This is a genomic window from Conyzicola nivalis (genome assembly GCF_040548875.1).
GTDB lineage: Bacteria > Actinomycetota > Actinomycetes > Actinomycetales > Microbacteriaceae > Conyzicola > Conyzicola nivalis_A.
On sequence record NZ_JBEPSJ010000001.1, the window covers coordinates 1,315,512 to 1,331,811 of the forward strand.

Sequence of the window (16,300 nt, forward strand, 5' to 3'; positions counted from 1 at the left end):
CAAAATTACTAACTGTGTCGGGGCGACAGGATTCGAACCTGCGGCCTCTCGGTCCCAAACCGAGCGCTCTACCAAGCTGAGCTACGCCCCGGGAAATCCGTGCTGATCACTGCCGCTTCCTGGTCGCGCACGCGCAACCCAATTTGGCCTCGGCAAGTCTAGCGGAGTTCGGCTGTGCGCATTTCTTGAGGGTGCGCGGGGATTTCCGCGATCACGCCCGGCAGCACGTCGAGCATCTCGCTGGCCAGAAAGCCGAGCGGGGCGATGTCTCGCGCGAGCCGGACACCCACCGCGACGTGCGCGAAGCTAGCCCAGACGGCGGCCTGCTCGGGTGTGGCCCCGCGAGCGCAGAGGCCGGTGATCGCTCCGGCGAGCACGTCGCCGCTGCCCGAAGTCCCGAGCCCGGGGAACCCGCCGGGGATGGTCCACACCCGCCCGTCGGGCGCCGCCACCACGCCGTAGCAGGTGACGACCGCGCGGTAGCGGCGGGCGATCTCGACGACGTCGGTCTGCAGATCGTCGAGCTCCCGCTCGAGCAGGCGCGCCGCCTCTACCTTGTTCGGAGTGAGCACGAGGCGCCCGGCGAAGTCGTCGACGGCGTTCGGCAGACCGGGCAGCACGCCGAGTCCGAACGCGTCGAGCACGACGACGGCGTCGTCGCTGACGAATCGGTGCAGCTCGCGAACCATGACCTCCGTCTCCTCCGGGTCGTCGAGTCCCGGACCGAGGAGAACCGCGTCGGCTCCGCCCAGGTCGTCGGATGCGGCCCCGAGGCCGAACCCGCTCACGTTCCTCCCGGCGGTCTCCTTCAACGGCACGACGCCGCACTCGGGCAGCGCCACCGCGACGTGCGCGGCGACCGACTCCCCCACCGCGAGCGTCAGTCGGCCAGCACCGACGCGCAGGGCCGCGCTGCCGGCCAGCAGCGCCGCGCCGGGGGATCGCAGCGCGCCACCGACGACGGTGACCTCCCCGCGCCCGTACTTCGAATCGCCCGCCTCGGGCAGCGGCCAGCCGGCGAGAGTCTCGGCCGTCACCTCGACGGGCTGCGTGCCGCTCGGTACATCAGTGCGGTCGGACATCGGGGTTCCCCTCGTGCAGTGTGACCGGCGCTCCCGCGGCGGCGAGGTGGTCGGCCAGCGAGAATGCGTCGAGCTGCCAGAGCCCGGAGTCGGCCGCGCGGCTCAGCCGGGTCACCGAGGCGTTGGCCACGGTGTGGGTGCGGGCGAACTCGAGAAGCTCCGCCTCGCCGATGCCCGTGCACACGTAGATGAAGTTCATAACGACGGCGTCGTGGGCGACGACGAGCACGCGCTCGGCTGTGGACTGCCGCTCCAGGTCGACGAGCAACGACCGCACGCGCAGTGCGAGGTCGGCCCACGACTCGCCTCCTGGCGGTCGGTAGTAGAACTTGCCGAGCCAGCGCCTGCGCACCATCTCGTCGGGGTAGCGCGCCTCCGCCCCGTGCGAGGTGAGCAGGTCGAGCACGCCCAGCTCCCGGTCGCGCAGCCGCTCGTCGACGACGACGGGAATCGAGCCTCCGAGCGGTTCGAGGGCGATCTCAACGGTCTGCCGGGCGCGCAGGTAGCTCGACGCCCACGCCGATGCCGGACGTTCGCTCTCGGGAAGTGCGGCGATCCATTCGCCGAGCGCCGCGGCCTGCTCCTCCCCCGCTTCCGACAACGGAACATCGGCGTCGCGCAGGTCGACCGTGACGACGTCGAGCCCCGCTGCCTCCGCGGCCGTCGCGGCCAGGTTGGCGACGCTCTCGCCGTGACGGACGAGCCAGAGTTCGTGGACAGCCATGGCCTCGAGGCTAATTGCGCCTCGGGAGCACGGCTAAGGCTTGCGCCCCCGGCCGTCGGGCGTTAGTCCTCGGCGAGCACGATGATCTTGTCACCGGCCGCGAAACGGATCGCGTCGTGCTTTCTCGGGTTGATCGTGACGCCGTAGGCGTCGGCGGCGCTGCGCGACCGGGCAGCGCTGCGGTAGCCGATGGCCGTCTCCCCGCGCTGGCGGGCGGCCTCGAGCACGGTGTAGAAGTCGACCTCCGCACCCGCCACGATGTAGTTCTCGAAGGGACGCAGGTACACCTCGCTGCCGGCGCTCGAGAACAGCGTCTCGAAGACCTCGGTGAGCTGCTTGTTCTCCGACACCTGCGAGAGCATGAGGCTGATCAGCTTGTCGCTGACGATGAAGTCGTCGGCCTTGGTGACCTCGGCGAGCTCGCGGTTGCGGTCGTCGAGCATCTCGCTGACGATGTTGAGGTCGATACCGGCCTTCTCCTCGATGTCGCGCAGTTGCAGGAGGGTGATGAGCGTCTTCGCGTCGGCGCGCTGGGTGTCGAGCGTCTCCTTGTAGGCGAGCACGATGACGTGGTCGAAGCCGGCGACCTCGAGCGCATCGAGAACGGCACGGTTCGTGGCATCCGCTCTGGTGAATCGCACGGCCATGTTGCGGAACTGCTCGAACTCGGGAGTCTCGACGTCGGCGACCACGACCACTTCGGAGCCGAAGGCTACGTACTCGCTGAGCTCGCGCACCATGGCGTGGAGCCCGGCGTTGAATCCGAGCACGAGCGTGCGCTCCGGGGCGTGCGTGAGTGCGGTGAACGGTGCGATCGCCGCGATGTCGGCTGCCGCGGGCGCCGAGACGCGGATGGCGCTGTCATCCTCGGCGATGAGGATGAGCTCGTCGCCCGACTCGACGACGGTGTCGGCGTCGGGATTGATCATGACGGCGCCGCCCTTGACGAGGCCGATGACGGATGAATCGGAGAACGACAGCTGCGCGGCGAAGTAGCTCTTGCCGACGAGCTCGGGCTGGCGACTGAAGTAGATCTCGTCGCCGTCGAAGTCGAGCAGTTCGGTGTAGACGACGCTCAGGCCGCTCTGCCGGCAGCTCTGCACCGTGATGCGGCTGATGAGGTCGCTGGCGAGCACCCAGTGGGCCTCGTGGCGTCCGACGAGGCGGGCGGCCTCCATGCTCGCCGGCTCCTGCACCTCTCCGACGATGTGGTAGTCGCCGGCCTTGCGGTTGGGGTTGTTGGTGAGCGCGAGCGCGGTCTTGATGACGATGGCGTCGGGGTCGTCGCCCACCTCCTCGGCGAGGATGATGATGCTGCGTGCGGTGTGCGGGTTGCTGATCTCGAGGTCGCGCAGGTTCATCGGGTCGCCGCTGCGCACGATGATGCGCGTCTTGCCCGTGGCGGGAAGCTGCGCGCGCAGCTCGTCCTCCATCTCGACCTTGTCGCGGTCGGCGAGGATCACCACGACGGGACGCTTGCGCGACTCGTTGGCGACGACGAGCTCGGAGACGATCGGGAAGACTTTCGAGCTCCAGCCGAGGATGAGCGTGTGGTCGTTCTCGAGCACCTTCGAGCGGCCCTTGCGCAGGTCTTCGACCTTGGAGTCGAACGCGCCGGAGATGATACCGATGAGGCTCGCGACAACGACCACGCCGCCGATGGTGACGATGAGCATCAGCACGCGGTATCCGGTGCCGGCGTCGCCGCCCATGGTGCCGCTGTCGAGCGTGCGCATGAGGCTGCCCCACATCGCCTCGGAGAAGCTCATCTCGGGGTCGCCCTCTGGCCCGAGGCGGAAGATCGCGACGACCGCGGCGATGACGGCGATGAAAGCCACGGTGACGAGAGCCAGCAGGCCGATGATCGCGATCGTGCCCTTCGACATCACGCCGTCGAACCAGTAGCGGAAACGCTCCCCAAAGCCGGTCTTGTTCATCGCTTCCCCCATACGCTCGAAACTGTCGCGTAAGCCTAGCGCTCGGGGTCGTCGAAAATTACGCCCCAGTTCGGGTACAGTGTTCTTCGGCGCTCGCGGAGGTTCTCCCCGCTGGGCGCGCAGACAACTGAATACTCGAATACCGGCGCAATTCCGCCGATTTCGGGGCTGTAGCTTAGTGGTAAAGCCTTAGTCTTCCAAACTAATGATGCGGGTTCGATTCCCGTCAGCCCCTCCAGATTCTCTCCCCGCTAGCCCTGCGGACTCAGTCGGATCCACACCGACCGGATGAGCCGTCCGGCGAAGTCCACCGTGACTGCCGCCGTGCGCTCGTCGTCGCGACTGAGCACCAGGCCCGCGTACCCGTTCACCGGGCGTTCGTCGACGACCTGACCCCGCTGCGCCGAGAGGCCGTGGACCAGCACCGGAACCGCGTCGTACGTGCCGCTCACCATCCGGATCAGAGGATTCTCTGCGTCGCCGGACTCGACCACCACCGCGACTGCGGGATCGAGGAGTTCGCCCAGCCGACCGGTGTCGCCGTGCTCGGCGGCGACCCGGAGGGCGTGCACCGCGCGGTGGCGCACCGGCCGCAGAACGCGCTCCCAGGTCATCGACGAACCGACGTGCGGCTGTCTCGGCTTCCCTCTGGCTGTCAGCGTCATGGCGCGCCTCGTCCTTTCGTGGTGACCGCGGCACCGACTGCCGTCGTCACTAGGTATGACCGGAGCCGGGCCGATTATGTGACGTTCGACCCTTCGCGCATAAGTTGGCAGACTGGGCGCATGCGCCATGGAATCGTGATCCTGCCCCAGTACGGCTGGCCGGAGGCCAGGAGGAAATGGATGCTCGCCGAGCAACTCGGCTTCGATCACGCGTGGACGTACGACCATCTCTCCTGGCGATCGCTAGCGGGCGAGCCGTGGGGCGCGACGGTGCCGACGCTCACCGCGGCGGCCGCGGTGACCTCGCGCATCGGGCTCGGAACCTTCGTCGCATCCCCCAATTTCAGGCATCCCGTGCCCTTCGCCAAAGAGCTCGCCACCGTCGACGACATCGCCGGCGGCCGTCTCGTGCTGGGCGTGGGCTCGGGTGGCACCGGCTTCGACGCCTTCGTGCTCGGGCAGCCGGAGTACACGCCGCGGCAGCGGCACGACCGGTTCGCCGAGTTCGTCGAGCGTCTCGACACGCTGTTGCGATTCGAGGAAGACGACTCCGACGGCATCTCCTTCGGCGGCGAATGGTCCGACGCGGTGAACGCGCGGATGGTGGGAACGCCGGCCCAGTCGCCGAGGCTGCCCTTCGTGATCGCCGCGAACGGGCCGAAGGGGCTCGCTCTGGTGTCGCGATTCGGGCAGGGCTGGGTGACGACCGGACCGGAGGGCGTCACGGGCGACGACTGGTGGCGCGCGGTCACCGAGCTCACGAAGCGGCTCGACGACACGGCCGAGTCCGCAGGACGCGACCCGCGCTCGATCGACCGCTACCTCTCGCTCGACTCGGGCGGCACGTACTCGCTCTCGAGCGTCGCAGCGTTCGATGAGCTGACCGGTCGCGCGAGCGAGCTCGGCTTCACCGACGTGATCTCGCACTGGCCCCGCGCCGACGGCGTCTACGCCGGCTCGGAGGAGGTCCTGCTCGAGGTCGCGGCGCGCCTGCCCGAGGACGGTCGGTTCACGATCTGAGCGCCGTAGCGAGAACGATCACGACGGTCCGGACGCCCGCGCCTCACGCACGGCGGCCCGGATGCCGAGCCTCCACGGCTGACCGTGCCCGGGAAGCACGATGCGTGCATCGGTGTCCTCGAGCGCTGCGAGCGACGAGAGTGCGGCGGTGCTGTCGGCGGTCGCGGCGCCGGAGACGATCTGGGGTCCCACCCGCCCGGTGTACGGGTCGAGGGTCACCAGCGCGTCTCCGGTGAGCAGTGCGTCGGACTCCGGCAGGTGCAGGGCGCAGTGCCCGAAGGTGTGACCCGGCGTGAAGACCACCCGCGGGCGCCCGGGCACGTCGAGCTCGTGACCCGGATCCATCCGCGCGAGATCGGTGATCCCCCGCACGTTCAACGCGCCCTCCGCCGCCATGCGGCCGAGCACGGGTATAGACCCCGGGTGTCGCAGCGGATAGATCAGCCGCGAGCGTTCGTGCGCGTAGCGATAGGGATGCCGCGCTATGTACGTCTCGAGCGGATGCGCGAAGACCGGCACCGACCACTCCTTCTGCGCGCGGGCCGCGAACCCCAGATGGTCGAAATGTGCGTGGGTGAGCACCACGGCGGCCACGTCGGACGGCCCCCGCCCGATCGCCCTCAGGGCTCGGCGGATCAACGGCCACGTGTGCGGGAGGGCGGTGTCGACGACGGTCACGCCGCTCTCGTCTTCGAGCAGATAGCAGTTGACGTAGGCGTGCTGCAGCCGATGGATGCCGCGGCCGACGTTTCGGGTGAATCGGGTGCTGCCTTCCGTGGGCTCCGCGCTCGGGGTATTCATCGTCGTCCTCTCACTGACTCGGGTTCCACAGGCTATCCGTGCGACGCGGAGCCGCATCCGAGGGTTGCGCCCCGGCCGACACACACCACAAACGGCGCCCGTTGGCAAGGCGAGGAATCGGAACGGGGTCCTCATTACGGTGAGGGGATGACCAACCCGGCGACAAGCACCACCCCAGAGACCGTCACCCCCGAGCCATCCGCTCTCAAGCGCAATATCTCGGGGAAGATGCTCTACCTGTTCATCCTCGGCGACGTGCTCGGCGCGGGAATCTACGCCCTCGTCGGCCAGATCTCCGGGGAGGTGGGCGGAGTCACCTGGGTTCCCATGCTCGTGGCCCTCGCCCTCGCCCTGCTCACCGCCGCCTCGTATGCGGAGCTGGTGACGAAGTACCCGCGCGCCGGCGGTTCGGCGGTGTTCGCGGAACGCGCCTACGGCAAGCCGCTGATCTCGTTCCTCGTCGGGTTCTGCATGCTGGCCGCCGGTGTGGTCAGCGCGGCCGGCCTCGCGCTCGCCTTCGCGGGCGACTACCTCGCCACCTTCATCGACGTTCCGCCGGTGCTCGGCGCGGTCGTCTTCCTCGCCGCGATCGGCCTGCTGAACGCCCGCGGCATCAAGGAGTCGGTTCGGGCCAACCTGGTCATGACGGTGATCGAGACCACGGGCCTCGTGCTCGTCGTCGTCGCCGTGGGCCTCATGCTGGGCGGCGGAGGCGGCGACGTCGGGCGCGCGGTGCGGTTCGAGGAGGGATCGCAGCCCGTGTTCGCGATCTTCGGAGCGGCCCTGCTCGCCTACTACTCGTTCGTCGGGTTCGAGACCAGCGCCAACGTCATCGAAGAGGTGCGCGACCCTTCCCGGGTGTACCCGAAGGCGCTCTTCGGTGCGCTCGCGACGGCGGGCGTGCTCTACGTGCTCGTCGGCACCGCCGCCTCGATCGCCGTGCCCTCGAGCGAGCTGGCCGAGTCGACCGGGCCGCTCCTCACCGTGATCACGGCGACCGGGGCGGGGATCCCCGCGTGGCTGTTCAGCGCCATCGCGCTCGTTGCCGTGGCGAACGGCGCCCTGCTGACGATGATCATGTCTAGCCGCCTCACCTACGGCATGAGCGCGCAGGGTCTCATCCCGCCCGTGTTCAGCAGGGTGCTGGCCAAGCGCGGAACGCCGTGGGTGGCGATCGCGACCACGACCGTCGTGGCCATGCTGCTGACCGTCACGGGCAGCATCGCCACCCTCGCCGAGACGGTCGTACTGCTTCTGCTGCTGGTCTTCCTCTCCACCAACATCGCGGTGCTGGTGCTGCGCCGCGACCCTGTCGAGCACAAGCACTTCCGAGCGTGGAGCTTCCTCCCCGTGCTGGGCGCACTCTCGTGCGTCGTGCTGCTCACGCAGCAGAGCGGTGAGGTCTGGCTGCGCAGCGGCGTCATCGTCGCGGTCGGCTGCGTGCTCTACGTCGTGACCCGGCTCGCGCGACGCACGTCCGGCGCCGGCATCGCACCTTCGTCTCCGAACCAGAACGAAAACGCCGCACCAGAAGGAGAACGAGAATGAGCACGCCCGACGACAAGACCCCCGCCGAGGCGGAACTCGACGACGCCCTCCGGTCGATCCGCGAGGTCGGAGAAGACGCGAGCGGGACCACCAAGACGGATCCGTCACCGGAGAAGGACGACCGGCCGGAGAAGTAGGTCAGAACCGCTCGGGCCCGACGACGAGCACGAACTCGGCCGCCGCCGCCTCCTCTGCGGTCTCTTCCGGCATACCTCGCTCCCTCCGCAGAACGGCACGAGCCTCGGCCGCGGAGAGGTGGCCACGGGTCAGCGGGTAGAAGCAGCGCCATCCGTCGGCGTCCGCGTAGCTGATCGAGCGCCTCTCGACGCCGGACATCGGCACAACGACGTGGGGACGCCTCTCCCCGCCTGCGCGCGCGCCGTGAGTCTCGTCTGACTGTTTGAATTCCTCGGCTTCGAGCATCGCCGTCTACGCGGCCACGTCGATGACGGCGAGGGAGTCGAGCACCTCGAGGCTGCTGGCTCGGGCGGACTCGGTATCGGGAACGAGATCGGGCACCCAGCGGATGACAACGGCCATCCGAAACGACGTCTCGATCACCCGAATCTGTGAACGGTTCATTGCCACTCCTCGACTTCGCCACTTCGCGATAACGCCGACGACCGCCGGCAATCAGTACGTTTCCGGCCGAGCAGCGAACCTTACGCGATCGACGAAAACGGCGAGGATTCTTTCGCACTACGATCGTCAGGGGTTCTGAGCGGGGGCGAAATGCGCAAGGTTGCGATTTTCGCGCTGATCAACCTCGTGGTCCTGGGATCGCTCACCGCCCCCGTTGTGACGGGTCTCCCCCTGGTCATCGCACGGCTGGTCTCCGAGCCGGAGCGCACGTCGGTGTTGGCGGCGGTGACGATCTGCGGCGCGGTGGCCTCGGTGCTCGCGAATCCGCTCTTCGGGTTCTTGTCAGACCGCACCCCCGGCCGTTTCGGTCGGCGGCGCCCCTGGCTGCTCGCCGGCGTGATCGTCGGGCTCGCCGCTACCGCCATCATCGCGGCGGCGGACTCGATCGCCGTGCTGACTCTGGGCTGGGTGCTCGCGCAGACGGCCTACAACGCATCGCTGGCAGCGGTGGCGGCCATGCTCGGCGACCAGGTGAGCGAGCGCCGACGAGCCTCCGCATCGGGGATCTTCGGGGCGGCCGCCTTCCTCGGCACCCTGCCGCCGCTGATACTCGCCGCCGCCGCTCCGACCCGCCTGCCCGTCGTGCTGCTCGCGATGCCGGTCGTGGCGGTGGTCGTCGTCGCGATCTGCTGCGCGGTGATCGTCGACCCGCCGCTGGAGGCGACGGTTGCGCGGGTGCGGCGACCGCTCGGGCGGCTCACCGTGCGTCTGCACGGGGCGTTCGCGTGGGTGTGGCTGCAGCGCTTCCTCATCCAGACCTCCTTCTCACTCGTCACGGTCTTCACCCTGTACTTCGTCGCAGCACGGTTGCGGATGGGAACAGAGGAGGCGTCGCCGGTCGTCGCCGTGACCACACTCGTCGGCGGAGCGGCCATCGTGATCACCGCCGTGGTCGCCGGTTTTCTCGCGGCCCGCCGCGGCAGGTACGGTCCGTACATCGTGGTGGCGGCGCTCGGTCTGGCCGCGGCCGGCATTCTGCGTGCCGGGGTGGGCGACAGTTCGCAGTTGTGGATCAGCGCCGCGCTCGGCGGCATGGCGCTCGGCATCTTCTACGCCGTCGACCTCGCCTTGGCCCTCCGCACTGTGCCGCCCGGCGAGTCGGGCACCTACCTCGGCGTGTTCAACATCGCCGAGACGCTGCCGCAGACCCTCGCACCGGCACTCGCCCTCGCCGTGCTCGCCGCGACGGGCTCCGACCCGCTGTCCGCGGCGACCGACAACTACGCGGCCCTGTACACGACGGCTGCAGGCTTCGCTCTCCTGGCCCTGGTTCCGCTGATCTTCCTGCGGCCGGTGCTCAGTCGGACGAGCGCGTATCTCCCCGACGCCGCGAGCCAGCGGGTTCCTCGCTGAGCACCATCACCGAGAGGGCGATGAGAGCTTCGGCGCGGTTGCCGGCACCGAGCTTCCGGTAGAGGCTGCGCAACTGGGACTTGACGGTATTCGGTGACACCGACAGCATCTCGGCGAGTTCGGCCGTGCCTCCCGCGCGCGGGAGAACGCGGGCGAGGGCGATCTCGCGCGGAGTGAGCGACGGCGCGGGCGCGAGCGACCCGATGACGGCGTGGGCTCGCGCGCCCTCGAGCAGCTCGTGGGGGTCGCCGATAGTGGACACGCGCGCGACCTCGAGGAGCGCGTCGAGGGCCTGGGCAGGTACGAGCGCCAGGGCGAGCCCCTGCTGACGGTTCGCCATGAATTCGAGCAGCTCACCCAGCGACACGGCGGCGCGGCCGGCGTCGCCGGCGAGCGCGAGCGCTCCGGCTCGGAGCGCCATGGCCTCCGCGCGCGAGCGTGACGACGCCGGGTCGCCCGCTGACGCGGCGGGGTTCGCGAGATGACGCAGCGCATCGTCTGGCTGAGCGCGGGCCAGCGCGATCCGCGCCAGACCCGTGCTGCGGCGGGCCGAGGCCGCCTTTCCGAGCGCTCGCTCCGCCGCGGCGGGCCGTCCGGCGGCGAGCTCGATCAGCGACCGTGTGTGCGCGAGCCGAGCGAGGGTCGGCGGGGCGATCGAACGGCGCCTCCTCTGCATGAGCATCTCGGCGTCGAGTGCCAGCCGCGCGCGCTCGGGATGTCCGCGCAGCAGTTCGACGAGCACGTCGACGTGCGCCAGTAACGGCCAGTGCTCGATCGTCTCCCGGTGCGGGTCGAGCGACCGGATGTGCCGATCCGCGGCGTCCGCGTCCCAGCGCTCGAGGGCGGCGAACGCGCCGGCCAGCTGGTTGAAGCTGCCCATGTAGCCGGTGAGCCACCCCTCCGGCCATTCCAGCGCCTGCGACTGTTCGATCATCGCGATCGACTCGCGGAGGTCTCCGGCCGCCGCGAGCGCCCCGGCCGACAGCGCCATTCCCTGCAGGCCCGCCTTGAGCCCTTTCGACGCTCCGACAGACGTCGAGCGGGCGAACGAGTCGAGGGCGTCCTCCGTGCGTCCGGCGTAGAAGAGGCTGGTTCCGAACTGGTTGTGGAGGGTGGGTTCCACCCTTCCGAGGCCGTCTCTGTCGTCGGGGCTCATCGCGAGCAGGATACGGCGGCCGTCGAGGGCTGCCACGAGGGCGCCGTCGAAGCGTCCGCTGACGCGGAGGGCCGCGCTCTCGATCGCGCGGAGCACCACCCGGTCGGCGGGAGCGGACCGGTCGCGCTGGGTGCGCGCGGCGTGACCGGCGAGGGCGAAGTACTCCAGCGCCCGAAGTCGGTGATGGCCGGTGCGGTTGTACTCGAGGGCGAGCAGCATGGTGATGAGCGGCTGACGGCGGAGCACGGAGAGCGGGGTGCCGTGGAACAGCCGGCGAAGCTGCTGGCCGTGGTTGCGGAGGAGTTCGTTCCAGTACGTGCGGATGACGCGGGATGCGAGTTCCCAGTCGCGGAGCTCCACGGCGCGGCGCAGCGCGGCGAACGGACGGCCGTGCGCGAGCTCCCACCGCGCGACCGCGCGCACCAGCGTCTCCACGAGCCGGGGCTGTTCGAAGCGCAGCCTCCGCTCGAACCCCTCTCTGATCAGGGGCGTGTAGGTGAAGGTCTCGGTGGTCCGCGTGGTTCCCGTCCAGAGGCCGAGCCCCTCGTCTTCTGCGCGCGCGAGGAGCGCACCCACGTCGTCGGGCACGTCGTCTGTCGGTTCGAGGGTGGAGCGGGCGATGTCGGCGAGTTCGGCGGCCAGGGCTCGGTCGAGCGAGTCGGCGACCGAGGTCGCCCGCACGAAGAGTGCGAACCGGGGGTCCCATGGTCGGGACGCGATCTCGGCGTCGATGAGCGAGTCGATGACCCCCTGCGTCGGGCCCTCGCGGGATAAGGAGGATTCGTCGAGGGACTGCGACGTCAGCCTGGTCAGGATCGGCAGGCCGCCTAGGGCCGCGATGCGCGCGACGGCGGGCGAGGTCACATCTATCGACAGGGCATCCGCTATCTCGTCAGGCGTGAGCGCGAGGTCCGTTGCACCGATCACGGCGACATCGAGTTTCAGCGCGAGGGCGGGGTCGTTGAGTGGCCCTCGTCGGCGCGATGTCGCCCTGACGCTGAGCTGGGGCACGTCGAGCACCACGTCGACGAGCCCGTTTACACACTCCGGCGTCAACCGGTCGATCTCGTCGACGGCGATGGTCAGCGGGCCGTGCAAGGCCTGCAGGCCACGTCGGAGCAGGGTCCACGGGTCCGCCCCGCCCGACAACGCCTCGGTGGCGAGCAGCAGCGGGTGGGCGTCGTCGAGCAGACCGGCGGCGGCGAGTTCGGCGGCGAGGTGCTGCACGAAGGCGGCGGAGCCCGCGTTTCCGTCGCGGATGCGTACCCAGATTCCGTCCGCGGCCGTCGCGGCCGCCCACTGGGCCATGGCCACGCTCTTGCCGTAGCCGGCCGGCCCCTGCGCGACGACCACGGCCTGGGGCCCGTCGAAGCGGCGCACCAGCCGTGGCCTCTCGCGCACGCCTGACGGCACACGCGGCACTCCTCTGATCGCCATGATGTACGAACTCCGATACGCGCCAGCGGCGCAGCTCATCCGGGCCGGTGTCCTGCCGTCCGGGATCCCAGCTTAGAACCTCGCAGTGAGTCTTACTCGCGAGCTGCGGCGCGCCGTGATCGGATCCGCTGGACGACGACCAGCGCAGCGCCGGCCAGGAGGATGGCGGCGCCGATCGGGGCGACGGTTTCGGCGTCGGAACCGGTCGACGCGAGAGCCTCGACGGGCACCGCTCGACCGTTCACGTCGGACGGCGTCGACGGGGGCTGCACGGCCGGCTGCGTGAAGACGGGCGTCGGCGGCACGACGACGACAGCCTGCGGCACGACCGGAGTCGGCGGAACGACGACCGGAGCCGTCGGGCAGACGGTCGGCGCGACCGCGACGGTCGCGCTGGAGGTCATCACGACCGCGGGAGTGGCGACCCATGTGTTCTGTGCCGTGTCGAGGCGCCAGTCCACGGTGGTCGTCGTGGTGGTGCGCGTCTGGGTGGCGGCGGCGCAGTCGACAGCGGTCGTGTCGACGACCTCTCGTGTCGGGGTGGGTTTGACCGGAATGGCGACAGCGCACAGCGGGTCGTCCGCGTCGATGGCGCCGTCGAGCGCGCCGACGAAGTCCTGTGTCGCGGTGCCGTCGGCGAAGAGATGGTCGGGCGCGGCGGTGGCCGTCACCGAGTACTGGCCGGGGCCGGTGACCCTCGACGGAGTGCCCCAGGTGGCGTTTCTCACCGCGCCGAGCTGCAGGCTGCCGTTCGCGTCGCAGGTCGCCGGTGCGACGGAGACGACCGCGCTCGCATCCGGCGCGACCGCCCTCTTGCAGGGCACGCTGTCGCCCGAGAACTCACGGTCGTACTGCGTTCCGCTCGCGTCGATCTCGACGACGTATTCGTGGGCTACCGTGACGTCGCCCAGCGGGTACGTCTCGTGGAGCGACGAGCCGAAGTCGGTCTCTTCGATCACCTCGGAGTCGATCTCGACGCTGATGCTGTTGATGAAGGCACCGCCGTTGCCGACGCTGTAGCTCTGCAGGGCGACGGTGAGGGTCGAGCAGGTGGCGGACGCCTCGGGCGTGTGAGCGCTTGCCGGGGTGGGCATCGCGACGGCGGATGTCGCGAACGCGAGAGTTCCGGCGGCGACGGCGAGGGCGGACAACGTTGTGATTCTCAATTTATGGCTCTCCAAGGGTCGCCGATGAACGGCGAGAGCGTCTGCGTGCGGCGGGTCGCCGCGACGGGCGGCTAGCGGTCGGGTAGCCGGGCCGGTGGATCTACGAATGCGCTGATCGGCAGCGAGCGAGGCAATCGGATGCGCCCCGGTCGTCACTGGCGAGCGGCGTCCTGGCGGAATCGGGTGACGTCACCGGGACTCACGCAAGTTAGCAGGAATTGATTTCTCCTCGCAGATGCTTCCTGAGAGGTTTGTCCCCCGTGCGGGGGTCACTCCCGCGGAACCTCGGCGATCGGTGGTTGCGTGATTGCCAGCTTGAATCGGGATTGTCCCCCGAACGAGGGGGCAATCCGCCGTCCCGTGGCGGACGTATCAGGCCCCGGGCGTCATGTCGCCCGTCGTCGGCTTCTCCCCCGTCGGCGCATACCGAAGCAGCACCGCGCCCCGCTCGGACGCCTCCGGGGGCGCGAGCAGTCGAAGGCCCGCCGGGGGGCCGTCGGGCTCGAACAGCCGTTTGCCCGGGCCGACGACTATCGGGTACACCCAGAGGTTCAACTGGTCGAAGAGGCTCTGTGCGACGAGGGTGTGCGCGAAGTCGATGCTGCCGATCACGTGGACCTCGTTGTGGCGCTCGCGCAACTCCGCGACCTCGGCGGCGATGTCCGGTCCGAGCAGGTGCGAGCCGCGCCATCCGAGGTCCGGCTCCCCTCTCGACGCGACGTATTTCGGAATCGCGTCGAACTTGCGTGCGATCTCGGCGTCCGGCCCGTCGACCTGGTGCGGCCAGTAGCCGGCGAAGATGTCATAGGTGCGGCGACCCAGCAGCAGGGCGTCGGTCGCCCGGATTCCCGCCATGATCTGCTCGCCGTCGGCCGAGCCGATCAGGGGCGCCTGCCACCCGCCGAAGGAGAACCCGCCCGCGGTGTCCTCCTCGGGCCCGCCGGGAGCTTGCGCGACCCCGTCGAGTGTGGTGAAGAGGTCGATGTGGATTCGTCCGGCCATGGTGGTCTCCTTCTGTTCGCGGTCGGCCTACTTGCGCGAGCCCGGGTCGTCGTCGCCGATGTGCCCCGGCGCGTTGGCGGCGAGAACGCGGGCGACGAACGCGGCATACTCCTCCATGTAGTGGCGCAGGAACGCCTCCGTGTCCGCGTCGGCCACCTTCCCGTCGTCGCCGAAGACCGCGGGATCGAACCGCACGTACGCCTCGGGCGAGTTGAGCTGCGGCGCGTCGAGAAAGCTGAGGACGCTGCGCATCGACGACTGCATCACGGCGGTGCCGATGCCCCCGGGCGAGGCCCCGACGATGCCCGTCGGCTTGCGGGCGAACGAGTTAGTGCCCCACGGACGGGATCCCCAGTCGATGGCGTTCTTCAGCGCGCCGGGGATCGACCGGTTGTACTCGGGCGAGACGAAGAGGATGCCGTCGGAGGCTTCGATCGCCCGCTTCAGCTCACGTCCGGGCGGCGGGTAGTCGCCGTCGAAGTCGGAGCTGTACAGCGGCAGGGCGCCGATCGGGATCTCGGTGAATTCGAGCTCCTCTGGCGCCACCCGGATCAGCGCCTTCGACAGGGTCCGGTTGATCGAGCCGCTGGCGAGGCTCCCGACGAAGTACCCGATCTGATAGCCGGCCATCGCCGCCCTCCTTCTCGTCGCTCACGCTTTCCCGGTTTAGCACGGGGTTGCGACTGCGGCAAGGGCGGGACGTGCACCGGATGCTGCACACTGAGACGATGTCGCAGAGACCGCTCGCCGCCCGTCCAACCGCACCGACGCGGGTTCCGCGGGCCGTGCGGGCGATCGCGGGCGGCGCGACCGTCGAGCCGGTGTGGCGCAACGAGCTCGGCGGGCTGACGTTCCACGTCGGGGGCGCGGCGGCGCGCTTTGTGAAGTGGTCGCCGGCCGGGGTGCCCGGGCTCGACCTGGCCGCCGAGGTCCGGCGGCTGGCGTGGGTGGACGACCGCGCGGCGGTGCCCCGGGTGCTCGACAGCGGAGCAGACGACGAGGGCGGGTGGCTCGTGACCGCGGCCATCCCCGCAGCATCGGCCGTCGAGCCGCGGTGGCTCGACGACCCGCAGACCGCCGTGCGCGCGATCGGCCACGGGCTGCGTCGGCTGCACGACTCGCTCCCGGTCGACGAATGCCCGTTCGAGTGGTCGGTCGCTCGGCGGCTCGCGCAGGCCGACGTGCGGATCGCGGCGGGGATGACGGTGGACGACTGGTTTCCCGAGCACCGCGGCACGACCGTCGCGGAGGCTCGCCGCCGACTGGCATCCGCTCCCCCGGTCGACCGACTCGTGGTCTGCCACGGCGACCCGTGCGCACCGAACACCCTCATCGACGACGACGGCCGGTTCGCGGCCCACGTCGACCTCGGCTCGCTCGGAGTGGCCGACCGCTGGGCCGACATCGCCGTCGCGGCGTGGAGCACGGAGTGGAACTACGGCCCGGGACTCGCACCGCTGCTCTACGAGTCGTACGGCATAGACGCCGACGAGGAGCGCATCGAGTACTACCGGCTGCTCTGGGACCTCGGCTAGTAGCCGCGCTGCCCCTTCTCGATGTCGGCCTGGACGTCCGACATGGCGGTCGCCAGCTCGAGATCGCGGCCACCGCGGTCGACGTCCACCCGCCGGCTGCGCAGTGCCGAGAGGGCGACCAGGCTCGCGACGGCGAGACCGAGGCAGCCGGCGGCGACGAGAGTGACGAAGACTGCAGCAGCCATGAGAGACGCCTTTCGAGAGATCCTCTAGTGCGAGGAGTCTCGCACGG

Annotated in this window: 17 protein-coding genes and 2 tRNA genes; 6 read left to right on the forward strand and 13 right to left on the reverse strand. The window is 69.8% G+C overall.

Annotated elements, in window-relative coordinates; genetic code table 11:
• Positions 1 to 17: 17 nt before the first annotated feature.
• The 4 genes from ABIE21_RS06380 to ABIE21_RS06395 all read right to left on the reverse strand — a co-directional run bounded on the left by ABIE21_RS06380 (position 18) and on the right by ABIE21_RS06395 (position 3,743).
• A tRNA-Pro gene (locus tag ABIE21_RS06380) sits at positions 18 to 91 on the reverse strand.
• Between the two features lie 67 nt (positions 92 to 158).
• On the reverse strand, positions 159 to 1,082 hold the full coding sequence (locus ABIE21_RS06385; protein ID WP_354023935.1) for an NAD(P)H-hydrate dehydratase: 924 nt from the start codon (positions 1,080 to 1,082) through the stop codon (positions 159 to 161).
• Positions 1,066 to 1,806: a histidine phosphatase family protein gene (locus ABIE21_RS06390; protein WP_354023936.1), complete on the reverse strand. Its 741-nt coding sequence runs from the start codon at positions 1,804 to 1,806 to the stop codon at positions 1,066 to 1,068. Before ABIE21_RS06390 ends, ABIE21_RS06385 begins: the two co-directional genes overlap by 17 nt.
• A gap of 62 nt (positions 1,807 to 1,868) precedes the next feature.
• Positions 1,869 to 3,743, reverse strand: a complete 1,875-nt coding sequence (locus ABIE21_RS06395) for a CASTOR/POLLUX-related putative ion channel (RefSeq protein WP_354023937.1) — start codon at positions 3,741 to 3,743, stop codon at positions 1,869 to 1,871.
• Positions 3,744 to 3,907: 164 nt separating this feature from the next.
• On the opposite strand from ABIE21_RS06395, the gene ABIE21_RS06400 reads away from it, so the two are divergent.
• Positions 3,908 to 3,981: transfer RNA gene (locus tag ABIE21_RS06400), tRNA-Gly, on the forward strand.
• A 13-nt stretch (positions 3,982 to 3,994) separates the two neighbouring features.
• Here ABIE21_RS06400 and ABIE21_RS06405 read toward each other — a convergent pair.
• On the reverse strand, positions 3,995 to 4,408 hold the full coding sequence (locus tag ABIE21_RS06405) for a hypothetical protein (protein ID WP_354023938.1): 414 nt from the start codon (positions 4,406 to 4,408) through the stop codon (positions 3,995 to 3,997).
• Positions 4,409 to 4,528: 120 nt separating this feature from the next.
• Between ABIE21_RS06405 and ABIE21_RS06410 the strand changes: the two genes are divergently transcribed.
• Positions 4,529 to 5,428, forward strand: a complete 900-nt coding sequence (locus ABIE21_RS06410) for an LLM class flavin-dependent oxidoreductase (RefSeq protein WP_354023939.1) — start codon at positions 4,529 to 4,531, stop codon at positions 5,426 to 5,428.
• Between the two features lie 18 nt (positions 5,429 to 5,446).
• Here the strand turns inward: ABIE21_RS06410 and ABIE21_RS06415 are convergent, their stop codons facing one another.
• Complete coding sequence (locus ABIE21_RS06415; protein ID WP_354023940.1) at positions 5,447 to 6,229, reverse strand: MBL fold metallo-hydrolase; 783 nt, start codon at positions 6,227 to 6,229, stop codon at positions 5,447 to 5,449.
• 147 nt (positions 6,230 to 6,376) lie between these two features.
• Between ABIE21_RS06415 and ABIE21_RS06420 the strand changes: the two genes are divergently transcribed.
• Both ABIE21_RS06420 and ABIE21_RS06425 read left to right on the forward strand, forming a co-directional pair.
• Entirely contained in the window at positions 6,377 to 7,777 is a 1,401-nt protein-coding gene (locus tag ABIE21_RS06420; RefSeq protein ID WP_354023941.1) for an APC family permease, read from the forward strand.
• Entirely contained in the window at positions 7,774 to 7,914 is a 141-nt protein-coding gene (locus ABIE21_RS06425; RefSeq protein WP_354023942.1) for a hypothetical protein, read from the forward strand. The genes ABIE21_RS06420 and ABIE21_RS06425 overlap by 4 nt, the downstream gene beginning before the upstream one ends.
• A gap of 1 nt (position 7,915) precedes the next feature.
• Here the strand turns inward: ABIE21_RS06425 and ABIE21_RS06430 are convergent, their stop codons facing one another.
• Entirely contained in the window at positions 7,916 to 8,113 is a 198-nt protein-coding gene (locus ABIE21_RS06430; protein ID WP_354023943.1) for a hypothetical protein, read from the reverse strand.
• Positions 8,114 to 8,206: 93 nt separating this feature from the next.
• Positions 8,207 to 8,359: a hypothetical protein gene (locus ABIE21_RS06435; RefSeq protein WP_354023944.1), complete on the reverse strand. Its 153-nt coding sequence runs from the start codon at positions 8,357 to 8,359 to the stop codon at positions 8,207 to 8,209.
• Positions 8,360 to 8,509: 150 nt separating this feature from the next.
• On the opposite strand from ABIE21_RS06435, the gene ABIE21_RS06440 reads away from it, so the two are divergent.
• On the forward strand, positions 8,510 to 9,772 hold the full coding sequence (locus ABIE21_RS06440; RefSeq protein WP_354023945.1) for an MFS transporter: 1,263 nt from the start codon (positions 8,510 to 8,512) through the stop codon (positions 9,770 to 9,772).
• Here the strand turns inward: ABIE21_RS06440 and ABIE21_RS06445 are convergent.
• From ABIE21_RS06445 to ABIE21_RS06460, 4 genes are all read right to left on the reverse strand, one after another.
• Positions 9,717 to 12,365, reverse strand: a complete 2,649-nt coding sequence (locus ABIE21_RS06445) for a helix-turn-helix transcriptional regulator (RefSeq protein ID WP_354023946.1) — start codon at positions 12,363 to 12,365, stop codon at positions 9,717 to 9,719. The two genes, ABIE21_RS06440 and ABIE21_RS06445, sit on opposite strands and share 56 nt — an antisense overlap.
• A 92-nt stretch (positions 12,366 to 12,457) precedes the next feature.
• Positions 12,458 to 13,516 carry a hypothetical protein gene (locus ABIE21_RS06450; protein ID WP_354023947.1) on the reverse strand — a complete coding sequence of 353 codons (1,059 nt, stop codon included), beginning with the start codon at positions 13,514 to 13,516 and terminating at the stop codon, positions 12,458 to 12,460.
• Positions 13,517 to 13,903: 387 nt separating this feature from the next.
• A complete protein-coding gene (locus ABIE21_RS06455; RefSeq protein WP_354023948.1) occupies positions 13,904 to 14,533 on the reverse strand; it encodes a dihydrofolate reductase family protein in 630 nt (209 codons plus the stop codon).
• Between the two features lie 27 nt (positions 14,534 to 14,560).
• Positions 14,561 to 15,163, reverse strand: coding sequence for an NADPH-dependent FMN reductase (locus ABIE21_RS06460; RefSeq protein ID WP_354023949.1), 603 nt, complete (start codon positions 15,161 to 15,163; stop codon positions 14,561 to 14,563).
• A 98-nt stretch (positions 15,164 to 15,261) separates the two neighbouring features.
• On the opposite strand from ABIE21_RS06460, the gene ABIE21_RS06465 reads away from it, so the two are divergent.
• A complete protein-coding gene (locus ABIE21_RS06465) occupies positions 15,262 to 16,068 on the forward strand; it encodes an aminoglycoside 3'-phosphotransferase (RefSeq protein WP_354023950.1) in 807 nt (268 codons plus the stop codon).
• Here the strand turns inward: ABIE21_RS06465 and ABIE21_RS06470 are convergent.
• Positions 16,065 to 16,253, reverse strand: coding sequence for a hypothetical protein (locus tag ABIE21_RS06470; protein WP_354023951.1), 189 nt, complete (start codon positions 16,251 to 16,253; stop codon positions 16,065 to 16,067). The genes ABIE21_RS06465 and ABIE21_RS06470 overlap by 4 nt on opposite strands.
• Positions 16,254 to 16,300 lie beyond the last annotated feature (47 nt).